Source organism: Frondihabitans sp. GW821-FHT04F02 (genome assembly GCF_059420045.1).
In genome coordinates, this window is the sequence record NZ_JBWKSZ010000004.1 from 338,068 (window position 1) to 355,324 (window position 17,257).

The window sequence follows — 17,257 nt, forward strand, 5'->3', positions numbered from 1 at the left end:
GCCGAGCACAGCCTGGCCGCCAAGCTCCTCGGGCTCGGCCCCGCCCCGGTCCTCCTGTCGGCCGCCGAGCGCCAGACCCTGCGCCGCATCCGCCTCGCGCGCCTGCTCCGCATCGCCCTCGTCGTCACCGCCGTGCTCGTCTTCATCGTCGGCTTCGTGCTCGTGACGGCGAACGCCGGCCACGCCGCTCCCGTCGAGCCGACGGCGCCGGTCACCCCGACCGGCCCCACGGCGCCTGCCACCTCGGGCACCGGCGGCGTCTCGGTCAACATCAACGGCCCCGACGGAACCCCCTCGTCGGCCGTGGTCACGCTGCTCGGACTCACGCTCCTCAGCGTCGCGCCGGCCCTGCTGCTGATGATGACCAGCTTCACCAAGATCTTCGTGGTCCTGGCCATGACGCGGAACGCGCTCAGCCTCCAGTCGATCCCGCCGAACCAGGTCATCGCGGGCCTCGCGCTCTTCCTGAGCCTGTTCATCATGGGCCCGGTCCTGATCCACATCAACGACGCCGCCCTGCAGCCCTACCTTGCCGGGAAGATCGACTTCACCCACGCGATCACGCTCGCCGAGCAGCCGCTCCGCACCTTCATGACGGCGCACACCCGCGAGGAGGACATCGCCCTGATGACCCGCGCGGCCAAGAAGGCCAACCCGGCGAACATCGAGTCGGTGCCGATGCTCACCCTCATCCCGTCGTTCATGATCTCGGAGCTCCGCTCGGCGTTCATCATCGGCTTCGTCATCTTCCTGCCGTTCCTGGTCATCGACCTCGTCGTCTCCGCCGCCCTGATGTCGATGGGCATGATGATGCTGCCGCCGGTCATGATCTCGCTGCCCTTCAAGATCCTCCTCTTCGTCCTCGTCGACGGCTGGGGCCTGATCATCAAGAGCCTGATCGAGAGCTACAACTGATGGACAGCACAGCCGTTCTCGACCTCGGCGTCCAGGCCCTCGTGGTGGCCGCGAAGCTCGCCGCCCCGGTGCTCATCACGGCCCTCGTCGTCGGCTTCGCCATCTCGCTTCTGCAGTCGATCACCCAGATCCAGGAGCCCACGCTCGCGTTCGTGCCCAAGGCGATCGCCTGCGCCATCGCGCTGGTCGTCTGCGGCAACTGGATGATCTCGACCATGGTCACCTTCACGACCACCCTGTTCGACCGCATCCCGTCGCTGCTCGGCGGTGCCTGATGGGCCTCTCCTTCTCGATGGGCGCGGTCGAGGCCGTCATGCTCGCCGGCGTCCGCATCGTCGCCTTCCTGATGATCGCGCCGCCGTTCAACCACTCGGCCATCCCCGCCCGCGTCAAGGCCATGCTCAGTGTCGGCCTCGCCCTCGCGGTCGCCCCGGTCGTCGTGCCGGGCTACGTCGAGCAGGCGACCGGCGCCTTCTTCGTGTCGCTGATCCTGTCGCTGGTCACCGGCGCCGTCCTCGGCTTCCTGGTGTGGCTCGCCTTCGCCGCCGTCCAGTCGGCCGGCAGCGCGATCGACCTCTTCGGCGGCTTCCAGCTCGCCATGGGCTACGACCCCGGCTCGCAGGTCAACGGCGCGCAGTTCACGCGCATCTTCCAGATGACCTCGCTGGTGCTCCTGTTCACGTCGGGCGGCTACCTCCTGGTCATCGGCGGCCTGCTCCGCACGTTCGACGCCATCCCGGTCTCGGGCGGCCTCGACCTGGCGCACCCCGCCCAGCTGCTGGTGTCGACGACATCGTCGATGTTCCTGTCGACGCTGCAGATCGCCGGGCCCCTGATCGTCATCCTCTTCCTCGCCGACGCGGGCCTCGGCCTGCTGACGCGCGTCGCGCCGGCACTTAACGCGTTCCAGCTCGGCTATCCGCTCAAGATCATGATCACGCTCGGCCTCGCCGGCATGGTCTTCGTCGCGCTGCCGCAGGTCGTCTCGTCGCTCTCGCGCGAGGCCGTCGACATCATGCTCGGGGCGGTGAGCTGATGGCCGACGAGACCGGCGAGAAGACAGAGGACGCCACCGAGAAGAGGATGAAGGAGGTCCACGGCAAGGGCCAGCTCTCCAAGTCCACCGACCTCAGCGCGTGGGTCGGCGTCGCCGCCGCCGTCATCGCCATCCCCGGTGCCATCGACCGCGCGACGACCGCCGGCCTCCACCAGGTCGTCACCGTCCAGGACGTCATCAAGGACCCGACGCAGGCGCGCGCCACCGCGGCCATGTTCGACGCCTTCTCGTCGATCGGCGGCGTCATGGGCCCGATGCTCGCGATCGTCGGCATCGCCGTACTGGTCACCGCGGTCGTCCAGGGCGGCGTCCACTTCAAGAAGTCGATCATGAAGTTCGAGCACTTCAACCTGCTCGCCGGCATCAAGAACATGTTCGGCATGCAGGCGCTCTGGCAGGGCGCGAAGGTGCTGCTCAAGACCGGCGTCGTCGCGCTCGTGCTGTGGACCGTCATCCAGGGCCTCCTGCCGGTGCTGATGAACGCCGACCTCCCGCTCTCCTCGCTCATGGCCGCCGCCGGAAGCGGCGTCTCGTCGCTCGTCGTCGCGGCCGTCGCCGCCGGCCTCGTGCTGGGCGGCCTCGACGTCCTGGTCGTCATGCGCCGCAACCGCAAGAAGACGCGGATGTCGAAGAAGGAGATCAAGGACGAGAGCAAGTCGTCCGACGGCGACCCGCTGATCAAGCAGCAGCGTCGCGCCCGCGCCATGGCGATGAGCCGCGGTCGCATGATGAGCGCGATCGCCGACGCCGACGTCGTCATGGTCAACCCCACGCACGTCGCCGTCGCGCTCAAGTACGAGCCCGGCCGCTCGGCGCCCCGCGTCGTCGCGAAGGGCGCCGGCGAGGTCGCCCGCGGCATCCGCGAGAAGGCCGAGGCCGAGGGCGTGCCCATGGTCAAGGACATCCCGCTGGCCCGCGCGCTCCACGCCGCGTGCGAGCTGGGCGACGAGATCCCCGTCGAGCTCTACTCGCCGGTCGCTCGCGTCCTCACCTTCGTGATGGCCCTCACGGCGCGCGGCTCGCGCGCCGCCGAGGGCGTGCACACGATGCCCGGCGGTGCCGGCTACACGGCCCCCGCCCCCACCGACTCAGAACCGACCGCCCCCGACCTCGTTGGAGCCCCCGCATGACCGCACCCTCAAAAATGGCCGGCCTCCCCAAGCTCGCCGTCCCCGTCGGGGTAGTCGGCATCGTGCTGCTCCTGGTCGTCCCGGTGCCGTCGTTCCTGCTCGACACCCTGATCATCTGCAACATCCTGCTCGCGCTGGTCATCCTGCTGACGACGATGTTCGTCAAGAAGCCGATGGACTTCTCGGTCTTCCCGTCGCTGCTCCTCATCGCGACGCTCTTCCGCCTCGGCCTGAACGTGGCGTCGACCCGCCTCGTGCTCAGCCAGGGCTTCGCCGGCGACGTCATCCAGGCCTTCGGCCACGTCGCCGTCGGCGGCTCGGTCATCATCGGCGCCGTGATCTTCCTGATCCTCGTCGTCATCCAGTTCGTCGTCGTCACCAAGGGCGCCGAGCGCGTGGCCGAGGTCGGCGCGCGCTTCACCCTCGACGCCATGCCCGGCAAGCAGATGGCGATCGACGCCGACCTGAACGCCGGACTCATCACCGACGAGATCGCCAAGAAGCGCCGCGCCGAGGTGGCCGGCGAGGCCGACTTCTACGGCGCGATGGACGGTGCGTCGAAGTTCGTCAAGGGCGACGCGATCGCCGGCATCCTGATCATCATCATCAACCTGATCGGCGGCATCGCCACCGGGATGGTCTCCGGCGGCCTCGCCATCGGCGACGCGCTCTCGAAGTACGGCATCCTCACCATCGGCGACGGCCTCGTCACCCAGATCCCCGCGCTGCTGATGGCCGTCTCCACCGGCATGATCGTCACCCGCTCCAACGCGGAGTCCGACCTGGGCTCGACGGCGTCCACGCAGCTCACCCAGTCGCGCACCGCGATCATGATCGCCGGCGTCGCCGCGATCGGCATGGGCTTCATCCCTGGCATGCCGATCGTGCCCTTCCTCGTCGTCGGCGTCACCCTCCTGATCATCGGCCAGCGCATCAAGACCCGGAACGCCAAGGAGGCCGCGGCCGCCGAGCTCGCCGCCATCGCCCCGGCCGCCCCCACCACCGAGACCACCGACGACCTGCTCGAGCAGATGCGCGTCCACGCCCTCGAGATTCAGCTCGCGCCCGACCTGGTCGACATGGTCTCCGGCGCCTCCGACGACCTCCTCGGCCGCGTCCGCGCCCTGCGCCGCAAGGTCGCCATGGAGCTCGGCGTCGTCGTGCCCCCGGTCCGCACCCGCGACTCGGTCGAGCTGCCGCCGTCGACCTACGCGATCCGGATCGCCGGCGTCGAGGCCGGCCGCGGCACCGCGCCCGCCGGCAAGGTGCTCGCCCTCGGCGACTACCTCGACGCGCTCCCCGGCGTCTCGACGATCGAGCCCGTGTTCGGCCTCGCCGGCAAGTGGATCCCCTCCGAGATGCGCCACTCGGCCGAGATGACCGGCGCGACCGTCATCGACCGCGTGTCGGTCCTGGTCACCCACCTGTCGTCGATCATCGCCGACAACGCGGCTCGCCTCCTCACCCGCGAAGACGTCCGCGTGCTCGTCGAGGGCGTCAAGACGGTCAACGCCCCGGCCGTCGACGAGCTCATCCCCGGCATGCTCAGCATGGCCGAGCTGCAGCGCGTGCTCCAGGGCCTGCTCCAGGAGCAGATCCCGATCAACGACCTCGGCCGCATCTGCGAGGCGCTCACGCTCCGCGCCAAGGTGTCGACCGACCCCGAGGGCCTCATCGAGTCGGCCCGCGCCGCGCTCGGCCCCGCGCTCGCCGCCCAGTACCTCGACGGCAACGTGCTCCGCGTCATCATGATCGAGCCCGGCCTCGAGCAGTCGCTCCTCGAGGGCCTGCGCCCGTCCGAGAACGGCTCGCAGATCCTCATCGACGCCAACCGCATCGAGATGATCCTGTCGTCGCTGAAGGCGTCGCTGCAGAACGTCGAGGCATCGGGCCTCTCGGCCGTCCTCGTCTGCGCCCCCGCCCTCCGCCCGGCGATCCGCCGCCTCGTGTCCGCCCAGACCGGCGGGCTGCCCGTCCTGAACTACCAGGAGGCCACCGCCGGCAACTCGACCATCGAGACCGTCGGGGTCGTCCGCGGCGTCGACACCCTCGCGGCCTAGTGCGAAACTAGCCGCATGGCACAGCGGATCGTCCTGAAGGGCAAGAGCCTCGACGACATCGCCGCGCGCGTCCGCGAGGAGCACGGCCCGAGAGCCCGCATCGTCGCCGCCGAGCGCGTGACGTCGGGCGGCCTGGGCATCGCCGGCCTGTTCTCCAAGCGCTACGTCGAGGCGACGGTCGAGCTGCCCGAGAAGGGCCGTCGATCCGCCGCGAAGCCCGGGGCGCAGGAAATGCCCGCCCCCGCCGGCCCCGCCGCCGAGCGCGCCTTCGCGCCGACCCCCGCCCAGCGCGTCGGACTCGCCGCCCTGCTGGCCGACGCCGAGGGCGGCGACGAGATGTTCGCAGCCGAGGCGGCGGAGCCCGAGCCGGCGGTGTCCACCCGCTCGAACGCGTTCGCGGAGCTGATGGACGACCTGGCCTTCAACGGGGTGGCTCCCGACGTGGCCGTGCCAGTTCCTGCGCCCGGTGCCTCGGTGCCCGGAGCGGCTCAGCAGCAGGCGTTCCCGACCCGTGCGGCCCGTCGCGCCGCGGCCGCCGCCGCAGCCAGCGCGCCCCGTCCGATCGCGCCGGCCCTTCTCGAGGGCCCGGGCGACCTCGTCGTCATCGTCGGCGAGCGGCCCGACACCGTCGCCGTCGCCCAGGCCATGGCCGACGGCTCGACCCGCACGCGTGCCGCGATCCGGGTCGCGGGCTCGTGCGCCGACGGCCGCTTCGTCGCCATCACCGACCGTCGCGGCGCCCTCGAGGCCCGCGCCTCGGGCGTCGAGATGGACCGCGCGACCATCGTCGCCGTCGGCTGGGACTCCACGGCCGCCGGCGTCGTCGAGGACCTCGCGCCCGACCAGATCTGGTTCGTCGTGGACGCCGGGCGCAAGCCCGCCGACACCGAGCGGTGGATCGCGCAGGCCTCCGCCGTCATCGACGCCGACGGCATCGCCGCCTCGGGCCTCGCGACGACGTCGACGCCCGACACCGTGCGGCAGCTCGGCCTGCCGCTGGGCTGGGTCGACGCGTAGGCCCTAGGGATCGGCACATGTCCTCGGAATCGGCCCGGGCCCGCCGAATCGGCGCAGCCCAGTCGAATCGGCGCCGGCACTGCGCCGCGGCGGGGTGTTTTCGCCGTTTCGACGTGTCAGGCGCGCGCGGCCCGGTAGTCTGGCGGGATGCTGGTGCTTACGCGCAAGGTGGGGGAGAGGATCCTCATCGGTGACGACATCGTCCTCACCATCCTCGACTCCCGCGGTGACGGCATTCGCGTCGGCATCGACGCTCCGCGCGGCATCAAGGTGCAGCGCGAGGAGGTCGTGCGGGCCGTGACCGAGGCCAACGCCGAAGCCGCCTCCGCGCCCGCCGAGGCCGAGGCGACGCTGCGCGACCTGCTCGCCAAGCCCGACGAGGCCGCCCCCGACGCGAGGTAGTCCGCGCCTCACTCTGCCGAGCCTGCCCTTCCCGGCCCGCCAGATTTTCAAGGAGATTCGGCGCTCAGCCGACGTGCCCATGCGGATCCCAGCCCGTCGGCGCAAAAATCTCCTTGAATTTCTGAAGCGGCGGCCGCGCGTCGGGCGGGGCGCAGGTCAGCGCCCGCCGAACACCGACCGCGACGGCTCCGGCGACGGCACGGCGGTCGCGTCGGTGACGACCGGCGCCCCGGCGATGAAGTCGCGCAGCTCGCGCCCGGCCACGACCTTCGCCGGCAGCGGGTCGGCCGAGTACACGCGCGGCATCTGGTCGACGGGCAGCGGCGACCGCGAGCCGATCAGCACGACGTTGCCGAAACGGCGGCCCTTGAGCGTGCCGGGGTCGGCGACGGCGGCGACGTGCTCGAAGACCGTCGCGAGGGTCGACGCCTGGCCGCGGGCGAAGGCGAGCCCGGCTCCGTCGGCGGAGTTCACGACCAGCATCCCGGTCGGCGAGAGGAACGCCGCCGCGGCCTCGTAGAACTCGAGCGACGTGACGTGGGCCGGGATGCGCGACCCGCCGAAGACGTCGACGACGAGGAGGTCGACGGTGCCGCGGAGGCCGCCCGGCAGCTTCTCCATCACCTCGCGGGCGTCGCCGTACCGCATCCGGATCGACGCCCCGCGCGGAAACGGCAGCTGCGCCCGCACCAGCTCGACGAGCGACTGCTCCAGCTCGACGACCTGCTGGCGCGAGCCGGGCCGCGTCGCCTCGACGTAGCGGGGCAGGGTGAGGGCTCCGGCCCCGAGGTGCAGCGCCGTGACCGGGCCGGCGGGCAGCAGGTCGATGGCGTGGCCGATCCGGCGCACGTACTCGAAGACGAGGTGGGTGGGGTCGTCGAGGTCGACATGCGACTGCGGCGTGCCGTCGACGACCAGCGTGTACGAGCCGGGGGAGTACTTGTCGGGCTCGATCCGGGCCTGGCCTGCGCCGATGGTGATCTCGAGGTTCTCGGGTGGGGTGGCCATTGCCCAAGCCTCCCATGCCCGCCCGGTTTCCACCCTGCCGCGACGCCTCTCCACCCTGGGGTGGTGGGGCGCAGGAACTCGCGCGGCGAAGCTGGAACCACCCCAGAGAAAGGCCCGCACATGACCGTCCAGCTCCTCATCAACATCGCCGTCGGCGTCGCACTCGTCGTCTACATCGGCGCCCGTCAGCTCCGCTGGCGCCCCTTCGACCGGGCCCGCGTCTGGCGCATGCCCGCGATCCTCGCGATCGTCGGCCTCATCAGCCTGTCGACGTCGGCCAAGGGCCTCAGCGTCGGTCCGATCGACGTGACGCTCATCGCCGTCGAGCTCGCGTTCGCGGTCGTCCTCGGCCTGATCATGGGCCGCATAACGGTGTTCCGCCGCGCGGCGGCACCCGACGACAAGGGCAACGTCCTCGAGTCGCGCAGCGGCGGCCTCGGCATGACGCTGTGGATCGCGCTGATCGCGGTGCGGATCGGGATCGACGTGGCCGGCTCCGCCCTCGGCGCCCACCTGCTGACGGCGACGGGCGTGATCCTGCTCACCATCGCCGCGAACCGCGCCGCCTCGGCGCTCGTGCTCGACTCCCGGATGCCGCGGGTGGTCACGGCCACGGCATGATGGCTGACGTGACGACTCCCGCCCCGACTCCGTCCCGCACGGGCTTCGGCCCCGCGCTGAACGGCGTCGGGGCCGCCGTCGTCGCGTTCTGGGTGATCGCCGGCACCGGCGGCCCGGACGACCGCGAGCCGCTCGTCATCGGCTGCAGCCTCGTCGTCCTCCTGATCTGGGCGGTGCGGGCCTTCGTCCGCGTCGACCTGCTCCGCGACCTGGCCGCGCTGGTCATGGTCGCCGGCGGCGCGGCCATGGTCGGCCCGACCGACGGCCTCCTGGTCACGCCGGCCATCATCGCCGTGACCGCGGTCACGGCCGAGACGCGGCATTCGCGCTACGCCGGTCCGCTGCTCGCGGCCCTCGGCGCAGTGATCACCGTCATCGGCGGCCTGGCCGAGGTGAGGCCGGCGTCGTTCTTCTTCGGCGTCCTCGGCGGCTACGCGCTCGGCATCGTCGTCGGCCTGAACCGGCGGCAGACCGTCGCCGCAGCCGAGCGGGAGCGCGCGCTCCTGGCCCGCGAGCTCGACCTCGAGCGCGAGCATCAGCGCGCGTCGCTGCTCGCCGACCGTGCGACCGTGGCCCGAGACATCCACGACGTGCTCGCGCACAGCCTCGGCGGCCTCGTCATCCAGCTCGACGCCGTGGAGGCGCTGCTCGAGGCGGGCCGCACCGAGGAGGCCGCGTCCCGCGTCGCCGCCGCCCGCACCCTCGCCGCCGACGGGCTCGGCGAGGCGCGCCGCGCCGTGACCGCCCTCCGCGACCCCGCCGCCGACCCGGCCCCGAGCTCGCTCGACGCCGACGACGCCGTGGCGCACCTGCTGGCGGCGCACCGCGGTCTCGGCGGCAGTGTCGAGGCGTCCGGGGTCGAGGGCGCGTCCTCCCTCGACGCCGGCCACCGCAGGGTGCTCGCGGGGGTGCTGCGCGAGGCGCTCAGCAACGCGCGCCGGCACGCGCCCGGCGCGCCGGTGAGGGTGAGCCTGTCTCGGGAGGTGGGCGGGGAGTTCCTGCGCGCGGTCATCTCGAACCCCGCCGGGCAGGATGGGCCGCTCGGCGACGGCAGCGGACTGCCCGGCATGCGCTCGCGCGTGGCCGAGCTCGACGACCGGTCGACGCTGACCGCGAGGCGCGACGGCGACGGGTTCTCGGTCGTGCTCGAGCTCGACTGCCCCGAGGCAGGCGCGCGATGACCGACACGATCCGGATCCTCGTGGCCGACGACCAGGCGATCGTGCGCGACGGCCTGGTCACCGTGCTGCGGCTGGTCGACGGCTTCGAGGTGGTGGGGGAGGCCGGCGACGGAGTCGAGGCCGTGCGTCTGGCGGCCGAGCTTCTGCCCGATGTGATCCTGATGGACCTCCGCATGCCCGAGCTCTCGGGAGCCGACGCCACCCGCCGGATCATCGCCGAGCACCCCGGCGTCGCCGTGCTCGTGCTCACCACCTACGCCGACGACGAGTCGATCGTCGGCGCCCTCCGCGCCGGAGCCCGCGGCTACCTCACCAAAGACGCGGGGCGCGCCGAGCTCGCCAGCGCCATCCGCGCCACCGCAGCCGGCCAGGCGACGTTCGCGGCCTCGGTCGGCGCGCGTCTCGTCGCCAGTCTCACGGGCGCAGGAACGGAAGCGCCGCCGCCGAGCACCCCCGAGTCCCTTCGCTCGCGCTTCGCCGTGCTCAGCCCCCGCGAGGCCGAGGTGCTCTCGCTGATCGCCGACGGCCTCGCCAACCCCGAGATCGCGGCCCGCCTGTTCGTCAGCGTCGCCACCGTCAAGGCGCACGTCAACGCGATCTTCTCGAAGCTCGGCGTGACCACCCGCGCGCAGGCGATGGCGCTGGCGCTCTCGTGAGGTCTGCGCATTCCGGAAGAGGCTGGTGGTGTACCCCGTTCGGGGGTTAGGTTGGCTTTTATCCGACGGCGCGAAGACGCCCCTTGATCACGTCGGTCACGCACACCCAGGCCAGATCTCCGCGGCCCCAACCGCTGGGAGACGGCGCTGCGTGACGCCCGGGGGCAGGTTCGCGTCGACACCCGATCCCGAAGGTCCTGCATGTCTTCTCTGCGCCTCCCTGTGCCCGCACGCCCTGTCACCCGACTGGCTCGATGGCGCCGAGTCGTCGCCCTGGCGGCCGTGCCGCTGCTGGCGGCGGCCGGCATCGCCCTCGGCGCGACCCCGGCGAGCGCCGCCGTCATCAGCGGCGCGATCACGAACGTGGCCGTCACGCCCACCACGCCGGCTCCCGGCCAGCAGCTGACCACGAGCATCGACTGGCAGGTGCCCGACAACGCCCAGGCCGGCGACACGTTCACGCTGACGCTGAGCTCGGTGCTCCGCAACCTCCCCTCGGACTTCGCGCTCCGTGACCCCGACGGCGGCGCCGTCGTCGCCACTGCGGCGCTCTCGTCGACCTCGCCGGTCGTCATCACGTTCACGCTGACCGACTACGCGTCGACACACCTCGACACGCACGGCACCGCCTTCGTCACCTCCGACTACTCGAGCGTGCAGGTGCCGCCGGGGGCGTCGACCCCGATCACCTCCGTGACCGGCGACGGCGTCTCGTTCACCACCGTCATCACGCGCCCCGGCTCGGTGTCGACGCGCTCGGTGCCGATCAAGTCGCGCGCCTTCACCTCGGCCGATCAGGGCCACACCAACCCCGTCGACTTCCTGGCGTGGTGGCTCGACACCCCGGTCGGACCGTTCGACAGCGCCGTCTCGAGCGACACCGTGCCGACCGGCCAGAACTGGTTCTACGACTGCTCGACCATCCGCTACCAGGACGTCGCCTTCACCCCCGGCACCACCACCATCGCCTCGATCACCACCACAGTGCCCGCCTCGCAGTCGTGCACCGAGGCCGGCTACACCGCGACCTGGCCCGCCGCCGCGGCCGATCACGCCTACCGCGTGAGCATCCGCGTCTCGCTCCGCGAGGCGACGGGCTCCGAGACCGCGGCCCAGACGTTCAGCAACGTCGGCACCGTGGCGACGACGGTCGCCGGAGCGACGCGCACCCAGCGCGGCTTCGCCAGCATCTCGCAGGCCGCCGCGGGCGGCGTGGGCGCCGGCACGAACCCGACGGCTTCCGTCTCGATCGTCAAGGGCGACAGCCTGGGCAACGCGGCCGACACGGCCGCCGACGTGGTCACCCTCGCCACGAACGGGACCGCCTCGCTGGTCTACAAGGTCACGAACACCGGCACCGACCCGCTGCGCGACGTCTCGGTCGTCGACGACGTCGTGGCCAACGGCACGGTGACCGGCCTGAGCTGCGACTTCTCGCCGCTCGGCGGGCCCGCCACCGGCACCACCTGGGCCGGCCGCTTCGCGCCGGGCGCCTCGTTCACCTGCACCGCAGACCTGAGCGGCGTGCGATCGGGCGACATCGACCACCAGGACGTCGGCACCGTGACCGGCACGGGCGTCACGTCGGGCACCGCGGTCACGAGCTCGAACGCGTACTTCGCCCGAGTCAACGCCGTCACGCCCACCGGCCCGAACGGCGGCAACGGCACGACGCCTCCGGCCGGCGGCGGCACCACGCCCGTCACCCCCGGCACGCCCACGACACCCGTCGTCGTCGTCCCGGTCACCCCGGCCGCGGCCGGCCTGACGCCTACCCTCGGCGGCACTGCGACCCCGGTCGCGACCGGCGCCCTGGCTTACACCGGAACCGACGTCCGCACCCCGCTGACCGGCGTCCTCGTGCTGCTCGGCCTCGGCCTCCTGCTCTCCGTCATCGCGCGTCGTCGCCGCTCCGCGGCCGGCCGTCTCGACGAGGAGTAGCACCTCGGTTCCGGGCCGTCCCCCGCGGCCCGGAACCCGTACCCCCAATTAGCGTGTGTTCTCGCGCCCGGCCCTCCACCGGGCCACGCCTGCCGGTTAGTCTTCCCTCGACGTCTCGCCTCGACGTCGCTTCTGACCCGCCCTGATCGAGAACACGTCATGTCCCTCCCGGAGTCGAACGACGCCCCCACCCCGCAGCGGCGCGGACCCTCCAAGCCCGTCACGGGCCTGGCCGTCGAGCGCGTGCTGGAGCGGAGCCTCTCGATCATGTCGCTGGTCTTCGGGGCGCAGGCCGTGCCCATCGCCATGGCCCAGTCGCCGTCGCTGCGGCCGAGCTGGGCGCTGCTCATGCTGGTGCTGGTGTTCGGGTCGTTCCTGGTGCTGGTGGTCGCCGGTTTCGTCGGACGCTTCGTCCCGTACGTCGCCTCCATCACCTGCGTCGTCTTCGTCGTCGCTCTCGCCACCTGGCCGTTCGCGTTCCCCGATCTGACGCAGGTCCAGCCCAGCGGCCCGTGGCTCTGGTACGTCTGCAACATGGTGCTGGCCGCTGCGGTCTTCGCCTTCAGCACGTGGGTGGCGACCGCCTACCTCTTCATCATCCCCGGCCTCTTCTTCTACGTGAGGCAGACGCCTGCCGGCGGCGGGGTCGCACCCGGTCAGGCCGCACTCGACGCCAGCTACGCCATCGTGCTCGGCGCCGCCGTGCTGATCCTCGTCAGCCTCCTGCGGAGGGCCGCGCAGAGCGTCGACATCGCCCAGAGCGCTGCCGTGAGCCGCTACAGCGAGGCCGTGCGCCAGCACGCCACCGAGCTGGAGCGGGTGCAGGTCGACTCGATCGTGCACGACGGCGTCCTCACGGCCTTCATCTCCGCCGGCAAGGCCGACACGCCGAGGGCCCGGTCTCTCGCCGCCGCCATGGCCAAGACCAGCATGGACCGTCTCGGCGAGGCCATGGCCGGGCACGGCGCGGCCGATCTGCCCGTCCCGCTCATCGACGTGCACGAGCGGATCCGCGAGGCGATGGCCCAGCTCGACACGGAGGCCGAGATCAGCGACGCCCGCCTCGTCCCCGCCATGCTCCTGCCCGCCGACATCGCCGAAGCCCTCGGAGACGCGACGATCCAGGCCGTCGTCAACAGCTGCCAGCACGCGGGCGACGGAGCGTCGCGCTACATCCAGGTGCGCGCTGTCGGGGGCGTCGCCGAGATCGTCGTCGCCGACGACGGCGCGGGCTACGACACGTCGGTGAAGTCGGAGCGCCTCGGGGTCCGCGTGTCGATCCTCGAGCGTGTCAACGGAATCGGCGGCGTCGCCGCGATCACGAGCGCGCCCGGACACGGGACCGTCGTCACCCTGCGCTGGGCCAGCGAGTCGGAGCCCGCCGATCGGGCGATGGCGGTGCGGGTCTGACCGCGCCGGTAGCATCGGCCACCATGACCTCTCGCACCGCCCTCATCACCGGGGCCTCCACCGGCATCGGCGCCGAGTTCGCCCGCCGCCTCGGCGCCGACGGCCTCGACCTCGTGCTCGTCGCCCGCTCCGCCGACAAGCTCGAGACGCTCGCCGGCGAGATCCGCGCCGCGTCCGGGGTCGCGGTGACCGTGATGGCGCGCGACCTGGGCGCGCCGAACGCGGCCGCCGAGCTGACGGCCGACGTCGCCGCCGCGGGCCTGCACGTCGACTTCCTCCTGAACAACGCCGGCTTCGGCACGCACGGCCCCGTCGCCGAGGCCGACCCCGACCGTCTCGCCGACCAGATCCGCCTCAACTGCGAGGTGCTCACCGAGCTGTCGCAGCGCTGCCTGCCCGCGATGATCGAGCGCCGCAGCGGCACGATCATCAACGTGGCCAGCAACGCCGCCTTCCAGCCGCTGCCGCTGATGGCCGTCTACGGAGCGACCAAGGCCTACGTGCTGTCGTTCACCGAGGCGCTCTGGCACGAGACCCGGGGCACCGGCGTGCGAGTGCTCGCCCTCTGCCCCGGCCCCACCGAGACGCCGTTCTTCGACGTGGCCGGCGAGGACTTCGCGAGGTCCAAGCGCACGACCGCGCAGCTCATCGACACGACGAAGCGCGCCCTGGCGCGCGACCAGCCGAGCGTCGTCGACGGCGTCTCGAACGCGGTGCTCGCCCGTGTCGGCGTGCGGCTGCTGCCGAAGAAGGTCGCGCTCTGGGCGGCGCAGAAGGTGGTCAGCCCGCGCTGATCCCCGCTGGTGGCCGGAGCGCCGCCGCGGCACCGGCCCGCACGGCGTCCGACACGGCGTCCAGGGTCTCCGACCGCAGGTTCCAGCGCTGCCAGAAGAGCTCCACGTCGAGCGGCTCGTCGGGGGCGAGCTCGATCAGCGAGCCGTCCTCGAGCGGCGAGAGGCACTGCTGCTCGGGGAGCAGGCCCCAGCCGAACCCCAGCGCGACCGCCCGCGCGAAGTCGTCCGACGTCGGGATGTAGTGCCGCGGCGCCGCTCCGACCAGCAGTCCGCGCCGCCTCAGGAACGCCTCCTGCAGGTCGTCGTCCCGGTCGAAGTAGACGACCGGCGCCGACTCGAGGGTGCCCGGCAGCCCGTGCGCCGCGCCGAAGCGCGGGGCGCACACCGCGCGATAGCGCATCACGCCGAGCGGCTCGATCGAGCACCCCTGCACGGCCTCGCGCGTCGACGTCACGGCGGCCATGACCGTGCCCGACCGCAGCAGGCCCACCGTGTGCTCCTGGTCCTCGCGGCGGAGGTCGAGCGTGACGCGGCCGCCGAGCCCCGCCAGGCAGGGGAGGAACCACGTGGCCAGGCTGTCGGCGTTGACGGCGAGGGCGACGGCGGTGGCGCCAGTTCCTGCGCCCAGGGTTCGGAGCGTGTCGGCCTCGAGCAGAGCGACCTGGCGCGCATGGCGGAGCACGACGGCCCCCGACTCGGTGACCTCGACCGGCGACGTGCGGCGCACGAGCACCTGGCCCGCCGCCTGCTCCATGGCCTTCACCCGCTGCGAGACGGCCGACGGCGTCACGTGCAGGCGCCGGGCGGCCGCCTCGAAGGTGCCCTCGTCGATCAGGGCGGCGAGCGTCTCGAGCTGGTCGCGGTGCATTAGCTCAGCTTATGCAGAGTGAGAATCTTTAGCTGTACTGAATCGCTCATGCCCCCTAGCGTCACCTCGTGACCACAACGCTCCTGCCCGCGCTCCTCGGCCTCGCCACCGGCCTCTCGCTCATCATCGCCATCGGAGCGCAGAACGCCTACGTGCTGCGCATCGGCATCGAGGGCCGGCTCCGGATCGTGGCAGCCGTCGTGCTGGTCTGCGCGCTGTCGGACGCCGTGCTGATCCTCGCCGGCGTGCTCGGCATCGGAGCCCTCGTGCAGGCCGCCCCCGTCGCGCTCGTCGCGATCCGCGTCATCGGCTCGGCCTTCCTCGTCGGGTACGGCCTCCTGGCCGCACGCCGCGCCATCCGACCCGCCGCTCTGGCCCCGGGCGCAGGAACTCGCGACCGCCCCCTCCGAGCCGCCGTCGCCACCGCTGTCGCCCTCACCTGGCTCAACCCCCACGTGTACCTCGACACCATCCTCTTCCTCGGCTCGGTCGCCAACCAGCAGGGCCCCGACGAGCGGTGGTGGTGGGCCGGGGGCGCGCTCGCGGCGTCGTGCCTCTGGTTCGCCAGCCTCGGGTTCGGTGCGCGCCTGCTCCGCCCCGTCTTCGCGCGGCCGGGGGCCTGGCGGGTGCTCGACGCCGTCATCGCGTGCGTGATGGTCGGGCTCGGCCTGCGGCTGGCCTTCGGCCTCTGAGCCCTCCCCTCCCCGCCCTCGTCTCGCCTCCGCCCTCGCCTCCGGCCCCCGAAATTCAAGGAGATTATTGCCAGGGCGCCCGGGCCGCCTCTGAGACCGGCCGAGCCGATGGATAATCTCCTTGAATTTTCTGGGGAGCCGGAGGCTTAGAGGGCGTTGGCCAGGTACTCCCGCTCGATGGCCGCTCGAATTGTCGCGATGACCATCGGCCAGTCGTAGAGAACCTGGTCGTACGTGAATTCCAGGACGACATAGCCCTGTCGGACGATCGATGCGATACGTCGGCGATCCTTCGAGTAGTGGGCCGTCCCCGCATGGTGCTCGACGCTGACGCACTCGACTGCGACTCGTCGGCCGACCACGAAGTCGACGCGCTCACCACCGTCGAGTACGACCTGGGGCTCGAATGCGATGCCCGCACAGCGCAGATTCCACATCATGACCGATTCGGTGCCGGACTCGGCCCGGCGGTCCGCAGCGGCGAGCACCGGGTGGCAGCGAACGGGCGCCGACGTAGTCAGCCACGCGAGGTCGTCGGCGTCGAGTCGCCCTGCCCGAAGCGCCGAGTTGAGGATAGCCAGGGCGAACGCAGGAGACTCCAGCTGCACGGTCTGCCGCACGCAGGTCCGCACATCGACGTGGAGTCGGGCGCCGGGTCGGAGTCGTCCGCCATCGTGAAGGACGACGACGTCGTCTCGCATCCGGTCGAGGGCGCGAGTCGCATCGTCAGGATCGCGGAGCCCCATGGCGCCCGGGCGGACGCTCGCAAACAGCCTTTCGTGCGGCGGCTTCCACAGCCCCAGGAACGGCGCGGCCGACGCGGCCGCCAAGACGCCGCCGATCCGGGCGGCGCGAAGGATCGGCTCGGGGAGTCCCGGACGCGCGTACACGCCGTGACGTACTCGCAAGATCTCGCCGGCGGCCCATGCGGGCCCGAAACTGTCGGCTGGTGCGCCTGCCCTCAACAGCTCTGCTCGTCGTGCGAGGCCGTTCAGGCTGCGGAAGGCGATGTCGAGTCCTGGATCCATGGAGTGACTGTGCCCGGATCTGCAAGTCGTTCAGCCCCGGAACGACGTCCCTGTGGACAACGGGGCGCCGCTCAGAAGCTGTGGACAGTCCCCGCCCAGCAATTTCAAGGAGAAACTGCGCGCTATGGCCTGCCGATCCGGGTCAACGCCTTCCCCCCAGGGAAAATCTCCTTGATTTTCGGGAGAGGGGGGAGAGGGGCGAAGGGGGCGGAACGCACGCTGCGCACCGAGGCTTATACCGGGGATCGCGAAAAAGGTCAACGATGCCACTGGACAGGGCGCGTCGGAGCCGCATATAGTTGACCTTTGCGCTCCCCATGCCTTCAGCCGTCATATTGCGGTCGTCTGAGGCTCCTCGAGGCGGCCCTGCGAAGGGCCCGCGATGAGGTGGTGTCTTGTCCGAGGTCTCGGCCTCCTGGCACCTGGTGGGTTCGACGATACACACAACGTACTGTCCGAACAGACGACATAGGACCT

At 71.8% G+C, this 17,257-nt stretch carries 17 protein-coding genes; 14 read left to right on the plus strand and 3 right to left on the minus strand.

Features of this window, described 5'->3' with window-relative positions; genetic code table 11:
- The first annotated feature begins 87 nt into the window (after window positions 1-87).
- The 7 genes from fliP (at window position 88) to AC07TY_RS13250 (ending at window position 6,581) form a co-directional block, all read left to right on the plus strand.
- On the plus strand, window positions 88-915 hold the full coding sequence (fliP, locus tag AC07TY_RS13220; protein ID WP_370454120.1) for a flagellar type III secretion system pore protein FliP: 828 nt from the start codon (window positions 88-90) through the stop codon (window positions 913-915).
- Complete coding sequence (gene fliQ / locus AC07TY_RS13225; protein ID WP_123506901.1) at window positions 915-1,190, plus strand: flagellar biosynthesis protein FliQ; 276 nt, start codon at window positions 915-917, stop codon at window positions 1,188-1,190. The genes fliP and fliQ overlap by 1 nt, the downstream gene beginning before the upstream one ends.
- Window positions 1,190-1,951: a flagellar biosynthetic protein FliR gene (locus tag AC07TY_RS13230; protein WP_488625374.1), complete on the plus strand. Its 762-nt coding sequence runs from the start codon at window positions 1,190-1,192 to the stop codon at window positions 1,949-1,951. The genes fliQ and AC07TY_RS13230 overlap by 1 nt, the downstream gene beginning before the upstream one ends.
- Window positions 1,951-3,102, plus strand: a complete 1,152-nt coding sequence (locus tag AC07TY_RS13235; RefSeq protein ID WP_494785643.1) for an EscU/YscU/HrcU family type III secretion system export apparatus switch protein — start codon at window positions 1,951-1,953, stop codon at window positions 3,100-3,102. The genes AC07TY_RS13230 and AC07TY_RS13235 overlap by 1 nt, the downstream gene beginning before the upstream one ends.
- Window positions 3,099-5,162 carry a flagellar biosynthesis protein FlhA gene (locus AC07TY_RS13240; RefSeq protein ID WP_123506904.1) on the plus strand — a complete coding sequence of 688 codons (2,064 nt, stop codon included), beginning with the start codon at window positions 3,099-3,101 and terminating at the stop codon, window positions 5,160-5,162. Before AC07TY_RS13235 ends, AC07TY_RS13240 begins: the two co-directional genes overlap by 4 nt.
- A 15-nt stretch (window positions 5,163-5,177) precedes the next feature.
- Window positions 5,178-6,179 (plus strand): hypothetical protein, encoded by a 1,002-nt coding sequence (locus tag AC07TY_RS13245; RefSeq protein ID WP_494785644.1) that lies wholly within the window; start codon window positions 5,178-5,180, stop codon window positions 6,177-6,179.
- 147 nt (window positions 6,180-6,326) lie between these two features.
- On the plus strand, window positions 6,327-6,581 hold the full coding sequence (locus tag AC07TY_RS13250; protein WP_494785645.1) for a carbon storage regulator: 255 nt from the start codon (window positions 6,327-6,329) through the stop codon (window positions 6,579-6,581).
- A gap of 156 nt (window positions 6,582-6,737) precedes the next feature.
- On the opposite strand, the gene AC07TY_RS13255 is transcribed toward AC07TY_RS13250, so the two are convergent.
- The gene (locus tag AC07TY_RS13255; RefSeq protein WP_488625379.1) at window positions 6,738-7,589 is read right to left on the minus strand and encodes a spermidine synthase; all 852 of its coding nucleotides are present in this window, start codon (window positions 7,587-7,589) and stop codon (window positions 6,738-6,740) included.
- Between the two features lie 120 nt (window positions 7,590-7,709).
- Here AC07TY_RS13255 and AC07TY_RS13260 point away from each other — a divergent pair, with 120 nt between their 5' ends.
- The 6 genes from AC07TY_RS13260 to AC07TY_RS13285 all read left to right on the plus strand — a co-directional run bounded on the left by AC07TY_RS13260 (window position 7,710) and on the right by AC07TY_RS13285 (window position 14,192).
- A complete protein-coding gene (locus AC07TY_RS13260) occupies window positions 7,710-8,210 on the plus strand; it encodes a hypothetical protein (protein WP_488625380.1) in 501 nt (166 codons plus the stop codon).
- 8 nt (window positions 8,211-8,218) lie between these two features.
- A complete protein-coding gene (locus AC07TY_RS13265; protein WP_494785646.1) occupies window positions 8,219-9,391 on the plus strand; it encodes a sensor histidine kinase in 1,173 nt (390 codons plus the stop codon).
- Window positions 9,388-10,047 carry a response regulator transcription factor gene (locus AC07TY_RS13270; RefSeq protein ID WP_494785647.1) on the plus strand — a complete coding sequence of 220 codons (660 nt, stop codon included), beginning with the start codon at window positions 9,388-9,390 and terminating at the stop codon, window positions 10,045-10,047. Before AC07TY_RS13265 ends, AC07TY_RS13270 begins: the two co-directional genes overlap by 4 nt.
- 201 nt (window positions 10,048-10,248) lie before the next feature.
- The gene (locus AC07TY_RS13275; protein WP_494785648.1) at window positions 10,249-11,988 is read left to right on the plus strand and encodes an Ig-like domain-containing protein; all 1,740 of its coding nucleotides are present in this window, start codon (window positions 10,249-10,251) and stop codon (window positions 11,986-11,988) included.
- A gap of 159 nt (window positions 11,989-12,147) precedes the next feature.
- A complete protein-coding gene (locus tag AC07TY_RS13280; protein WP_123506912.1) occupies window positions 12,148-13,398 on the plus strand; it encodes a sensor histidine kinase in 1,251 nt (416 codons plus the stop codon).
- Window positions 13,399-13,421: 23 nt separating this feature from the next.
- A complete protein-coding gene (locus AC07TY_RS13285) occupies window positions 13,422-14,192 on the plus strand; it encodes an SDR family NAD(P)-dependent oxidoreductase (RefSeq protein WP_488625384.1) in 771 nt (256 codons plus the stop codon).
- Here the strand turns inward: AC07TY_RS13285 and AC07TY_RS13290 are convergent.
- A complete protein-coding gene (locus AC07TY_RS13290; RefSeq protein WP_494785649.1) occupies window positions 14,179-15,060 on the minus strand; it encodes a LysR family transcriptional regulator ArgP in 882 nt (293 codons plus the stop codon). The two genes, AC07TY_RS13285 and AC07TY_RS13290, sit on opposite strands and share 14 nt — an antisense overlap.
- A gap of 68 nt (window positions 15,061-15,128) precedes the next feature.
- On the opposite strand from AC07TY_RS13290, the gene AC07TY_RS13295 reads away from it, so the two are divergent.
- Complete coding sequence (locus AC07TY_RS13295) at window positions 15,129-15,752, plus strand: LysE/ArgO family amino acid transporter (RefSeq protein ID WP_494785650.1); 624 nt, start codon at window positions 15,129-15,131, stop codon at window positions 15,750-15,752.
- Window positions 15,753-15,898: 146 nt separating this feature from the next.
- Here AC07TY_RS13295 and AC07TY_RS13300 read toward each other — a convergent pair whose 3' ends face one another.
- A complete protein-coding gene (locus tag AC07TY_RS13300) occupies window positions 15,899-16,642 on the minus strand; it encodes an endonuclease domain-containing protein (RefSeq protein WP_494785651.1) in 744 nt (247 codons plus the stop codon).
- Window positions 16,643-17,257 lie beyond the last annotated feature (615 nt).